Raw genomic sequence first — 4,237 nt, 5'->3', positions numbered from 1 at the left:
CGCCCGCCACGCCGCCCGCCACGCCGCCCCGGAATCGCCGGAGCCGCCGGAGCCGCCGGAGCGGCGACGCACCGTCGAGGAGGAACCGGCAGCGCCGGACGCGCCCCGGGCGCGCAGAACTCAGGGGGACGCAGGGGAAGCACCCGCAGGCCCAGCAGAAACCGCCGAGGAGGCGACCCGTTGAACGCGGTCCGCACGTTTACCAGTGACCTCAGCCACGAGGCACGCAATGTCCAGTGGCTGTTGCAGAACTTCGTGGAGGAGGTGCCCGGCGTCCACTCGATCGCCGTGGTCTCCTCCGACGGCCTGCTGCTGCTCAGCTCACAGACCGAGCCGGCCGATGAGCTGCCCGACGAGCCGGCCACCGCGCCGGTCGCCGGATCGGCGGCCGAACCGTCCACCGGACCGATCCCCGGACCGATCCCCGGCCGGACCGTCCCACCGCAGGGCGGCGGCCCGCGGCGGCCGAGTGCCGAGAGCCAGATGGACCTGGCAGCGGTGGTGTCGGGCGTGGCCTCCCTCACTTTCGGCGCCGCCCGCCTGATGGACGGGGGCAAGGTCCGGCAGACCACGGTCGCGATGGCGGACGGGATGCTGTTCGTGACCGCCATCAGCGACGGCTCGCTGCTGGGCGTGCACGCCGGCGCCGACGCCGACATCAGCGTGATCGGCTACCACATGGCGCTGTTCGTCGGCCGGGTCGGCCATGTCCTGACACCCGCCCTGCGCACCGAGTTGCGCCACGTGATGGAGAGTGCCCACTAATGGCCCCCCTGCCCCAACGCGGAGCCGACCGCCGCACGTCCAGGGTCCGGCCGTACGCTCTGACCGGCGGTCGCACCCAGTTCGGACACGTGCTGCTCGTGGAGACCTTCGTCGCTACCATCGACGCGGCGGAGGAACAGCCGGCCCTCACGAGGGGCAGCTGGACCGAGCGGGTCATGCCAGAATTTCGCGCGATCGTCGAACTGTGCCGCAGAATGCGGTCGGTGGCCGAGATCTCCGCGCTGCTGCGGATGCCGCTCGGCGTCGTCCGGGTCCTGATCAGCGATCTGGCCGACCAGGGAAGAATCCGCGTGTACGGCACCGGGCACGGGCCCGGTGGTCCGGACCGCGCACTGCTCGAAAGGGTGCTCAGTGGACTTCGCAGGCTTTGACCAGCAGGAAGGCCTGCAGGACTGGCAGACGGAGCGTGGTCGTGCCCCGATCTCCACCAAGATCGTCGTGGCCGGCGGCTTCGGCGTGGGCAAGACCACCTTCGTCGGCGCTGTCTCCGAGATCACCCCGCTGACCACCGAGGCGGTGATGACGCAGGCCAGCGAGGCGCTGGACGACCTGGCCGCGACCCCGGACAAGACAACGACCACCGTCGCCATGGACTTCGGCCGGATCACCCTCGACCAGGACCTGGTGCTCTACGTGTTCGGCACCCCCGGCCAGCAGCGGTTCTGGTTCATGTGGGACGACCTGGTGCGCGGTGCGATAGGCGCGGTGGTGCTCGCCGACACCCGCCGGCTGGCCGACTGCTTCCCCGCGCTGGACTACTTCGAGGGCACCGGTCTGCCGTACACCGTCGCCGTCAACCAGTTCGAGGGCACGGTGCCGTACACCCCGGACGATGTGCGCGAGGCGCTCGCGGTGCCCTCGCACATCCCGGTGCTCGTCATCGACGCCCGCAAGCGCTACTCGGTGGTCGAGGCGCTGCTGGCGCTGGTCGCCCACGCGTTGAACGAACAGCCCCTGTGACCAGCGCTGTTGGTCCCGATAGCCTGCCGTTGTCCCTTGCGATCGCGCTGCCCCCGCCGTGATCACGACTGCCAGATAGCGAGCCGCTGTGCGCAAGATACTCATCGTCGGAGCCGGTCAGGCCGGGCTCCAACTGGCCCTGGGGCTGCAGGCCCGGGGCTATGACGTCACTGTGATGTCCAACCGGACCGCCGACGAGGTACGGAGCGGCCGGGTCATGTCGACCCAGTGCATGTTCACCACCGCGCTCGGGCACGAGCGCGATCTGGGCCTGAACTCCTGGGAGGACCAGGCGCCGCGGATCGAGGGACTCGGCGTCTCGGTGTCCGCCCCGGACGCCTCACGGCCGATCGACTGGGTGGGCCGGCTGCGCGGCTACGCCCAGTCCGTCGACCAGCGGGTGAAGATGGCCGGCTGGCTGGAGACCTTCGCCGAACGCGGTGGCAAGGTGGTCGTCCACGGCGTGGCCGTGTCCGACCTGGACTACTTCGCGCGGGCCTACGACCTGGTGCTGGTGGCGGCCGGCAAGGGCGAGTTGGTCTCCATGTTCGGCCGGGACGCCTCCCGTTCGCCGTACGACTCCCCGCAGCGGTCGCTGGCCGTCGCGTATGTGCACGGAGTCGGGCCCCGGCCGGAGCACCCGGATTTCCACGCGGTGCGCTGCAATCTGGTACCGGGCGTCGGCGAGTTGTTCGTGATGCCGACCCTGACCACGTCGGGACCGGCCGACATCCTGTTCTGGGAGGGCGTTCCCGGCGGCCCGGTCGATGTCTTCCAGGGCGTCAGGGATCCGGCCGAACACCTGCGCCTGACGCTGGAGCTGATGCGGACCTTCACGCCCTGGGAGTACGAGAGGGCGGCCGGCGCCGAGTTGACCGACGCCCAGGGCACGCTGTCCGGGCGCTACCCGCCGACGGTACGGCGCGCGGTCGGTGAACTCCCCTCCGGCGGGCTGGTGCTGGGTGTCGCCGACGTGGTGGTCGCCAACGACCCGATCACCGGCCAGGGTTCCAACAACGCGGCCCGCTGCGCCGCCTCCTACCTCGCCGACATCGTGGCGCACGGCGAACGGCCCTTCGACCGGGCGTGGATGGAGGACACCTTCGAGCGCTACTGGAAGCTGGCCGCCCCCGCCACCCGGTGGACCAACGCGATGCTCGGCCCGCCGCCGGAGCACGTCCTCGGACTGATCGGCGCGGCCGGCGCCCTCCAGCCGGTGGCCGACCGGTTCGCCAACGGCTTCGACGACCCGGCCGACTTCGATCAGTGGTTCTTCGAACCCGAGCGGGCCGCCGCCTACCTCGGCGAGGTGCAGCGGCAGGCGGCTGTCTGAACCGCGCCGCGCGGCCCGCGGGCCGGCGTCCGGGCGCCCCGGTCATCAGCATGTCAGCAGCGTGTCAACGGCCGGTCGGCGGCCGGTCAGCGGTCGATCGGCGTCCGGTCCGGGTACGCGGCGCGGCGGCCCGCGGCGGACCGGAAGCTGCCGGGGCGATCGGGGTCGGCCGCTCGGCCCGCCGCGGTACGGGCCGGGGCCGGTAGTGTTTCAGCGGCCGCTCGCCGGGGTCCGGGCGGACCGCGCCGAGGATCGGCTCGGCGGCGATCGGTGAGACCTTCACGGAGGCACCCGGGCGGGGCGCCTGGACGACCAGGCCGTCGCCGATGTAGAGCGCGACATGGGTGGCGTCCTTGAAGTAGACCACCAGGTCGCCGGGCCGCAGCGACGCCAGCGGCACATGCGTCAGCCGCGCCCACTGCTCCTGGCTGGTGCGCGGGACCGCCCGGCCGGCGTGTGCCCACGCCTGGGAGGTGAGCCCGGAGCAGTCGAAGGCGTCCGGGCCCCGCGCGCCCCACACGTAGGGCTTGCCGAGCTGCGCGAAGGCGTAGGCGATGGCCCGGTCGCCGGCCCGCGAGGGGGCCCGCAGTGCCGCGTCGTCGCCGAGCGGCTTGCCGTCCATGAAGTCCTGCTGTGCCCGGTCCGCGCCCTGCTCCTCCAGCGCCTGCAGCTGGTCGATCTGGGCTCCGGTCAGCCCGGCGAGCGCCGTCTCGACCTGCCGCAGCTGCGTCTCGACCTGCTTCTTGCGTCCGGCCAGCGCCGCCTGCGCGTGCTGGGCGGCGTCCAGCGCGCGCTGGGCGCGGGTGTTGAGCGCGGCCAGCCGGGCCTGGCCGGCCGACAAGCCGGCCAGTACCCGCTGCTGGCGGCCGGCCGCGCGCCGTGCGATGTGCCGCTGCCCGAAGAAGTCCTGCGGGCTCCCGCCGGTCAGCAGGGCCAGCAGCGGCGACACCCCGCCCTGCTGGTACATCTGGCGGGCCATCAGCCCCAGCTCGTTCCTGGCCCCGGCGACCGCCACCCGCTGGTCGGCGAGCTGCCGGTCCACGGTGTCCGCCGCGGCCCGCCGCTGGTCGGCGGTCTGCCGGGCCCGGTTGTACGCCTCGGTGGCCGTCTCCGCCTGCCGGTAGGAGGTCTGCAGCCGGCGCAGCAGCTGGGCCGGGG

The 4,237-nt window shown here is 72.8% G+C and carries 5 protein-coding genes; 4 read left to right on the top strand and 1 reads right to left on the bottom strand.

Annotated elements, in window-relative coordinates; translation table 11 throughout:
• The first annotated feature begins 180 nt into the window (after positions 1 to 180).
• The 4 genes from GA0115240_RS16970 (at position 181) to GA0115240_RS16955 (ending at position 3,079) form a co-directional block, all read left to right on the top strand.
• On the top strand, positions 181 to 765 hold the full coding sequence (locus GA0115240_RS16970) for a roadblock/LC7 domain-containing protein (protein ID WP_093737514.1): 585 nt from the start codon (positions 181 to 183) through the stop codon (positions 763 to 765).
• Positions 765 to 1,157, top strand: a complete 393-nt coding sequence (locus tag GA0115240_RS16965) for a DUF742 domain-containing protein (RefSeq protein WP_093737513.1) — start codon at positions 765 to 767, stop codon at positions 1,155 to 1,157. Before GA0115240_RS16970 ends, GA0115240_RS16965 begins: the two co-directional genes overlap by 1 nt.
• A complete protein-coding gene (locus GA0115240_RS16960; protein ID WP_256069849.1) occupies positions 1,138 to 1,746 on the top strand; it encodes a GTP-binding protein in 609 nt (202 codons plus the stop codon). The genes GA0115240_RS16965 and GA0115240_RS16960 overlap by 20 nt, the downstream gene beginning before the upstream one ends.
• A gap of 88 nt (positions 1,747 to 1,834) precedes the next feature.
• Complete coding sequence (locus GA0115240_RS16955) at positions 1,835 to 3,079, top strand: styrene monooxygenase/indole monooxygenase family protein (protein WP_093737511.1); 1,245 nt, start codon at positions 1,835 to 1,837, stop codon at positions 3,077 to 3,079.
• Positions 3,080 to 3,143: 64 nt separating this feature from the next.
• Here the strand turns inward: GA0115240_RS16955 and GA0115240_RS16950 are convergent.
• Positions 3,144 to 4,237: C40 family peptidase (locus GA0115240_RS16950; protein ID WP_093737510.1), on the bottom strand; the 1,094-nt coding region annotated here is incomplete at its 5' end.

It is taken from the genome of Streptomyces sp. DvalAA-14 (genome assembly GCF_900091855.1).
GTDB lineage: Bacteria > Actinomycetota > Actinomycetes > Streptomycetales > Streptomycetaceae > Actinacidiphila.
The sequence above is the reverse complement of the archived record's forward strand: the minus strand, read 5'-3'. Positions and strand labels throughout refer to the sequence as shown.

Coding starts and splice junctions, on each gene's coding strand:
- GA0115240_RS16965 (WP_093737513.1), top strand. CDS start 765: ATGGCCCCCCTGCCCCAACGCGGAGCCGACCGCCGCACGTCCAGGGTC.